The sequence below is a fragment of the Serratia sp. 14-2641 genome (assembly GCF_001692375.1).
Lineage (GTDB): Bacteria > Pseudomonadota > Gammaproteobacteria > Enterobacterales > Enterobacteriaceae > Chania > Chania fonticola_C.
The window spans coordinates 217-953 of the sequence record NZ_LXKR01000105.1 but is presented as its reverse complement, the minus strand read 5'-3'; the positions used below and the strand labels follow the sequence as shown (position 1 = coordinate 953).

Sequence of the window (737 nt, the reverse complement as noted above, 5' to 3'; positions counted from 1 at the left end):
GAAGATTGCCGGTCGAGATCGGCATAGGTGAAGCGGCGGTCGCCGCCGATCAGCGCGGTCGCGTCCGGCCGAAGTTCCACCTGCTGGGTGAGGATGTCGCTGAGCGGTCTGTCGATCCAGTAGCCGCGGTCGCGGTATCGGCGCGCCAGATCTTCGGGCCAGCGTTCAAATTCGATTGTCATGGTGTGTCCCTGGGAAAATTAGGCAGAAAGACCGCAGGCGTTCAGCATGGTCTTGAGCTTGGTCTGCACCTCGGCCCACTCGGATTCGGGTTCCGAGGCTTCAACGATGCCGGCGCCTGCGAACAGCCGCACGGTTTGCCGTTGCACGGTGCCGCAACGGATTGTCACCACCCATTCGCCGTTACCCTCGGCATCCGTCCAGCCGACCATGCCGGTGAACAGCCCACGCTCGAAAGGCTCGACGAAGCGAATAAGCCTGCGGGCACGCTCGGTGGGGAAACCGCAAACAGCAGGTGTGGGATGCAGCAGGCACGCGAGTTGCAGCGCATTGGTCTCGGGATCAGCAAGGCGACCCTCGATGCGCGTCGAAAGATGCCAGAGAGCGGCCGTGTTGATGAGGGAGGGTTTTTCGGGAACGTCGATTTCAGTGCAGCAAGGCGTAAGCAGCGAGCGTATATCCTCGATCACGAGGCTATGCTCGTAATGGTCTTTTTCCGAAGCCGAAAGCCGGTCTGCATTGGCCTTGTCCGCCACCGGGTCAGCCATGCGTTTTGC

At 61.3% G+C, this 737-nt stretch carries 1 protein-coding gene and 1 pseudogene; both read right to left on the bottom strand.

The features are described from left to right. Positions 1-182, bottom strand: a pseudogene (gene entE, locus A6U95_RS29475) (2,3-dihydroxybenzoate-AMP ligase); the annotation flags it as partial. 18 nt (positions 183-200) lie between these two features. Then, positions 201-737: isochorismate synthase (locus A6U95_RS29470; protein ID WP_139102488.1), on the bottom strand; the 537-nt coding region annotated here is incomplete at its 5' end.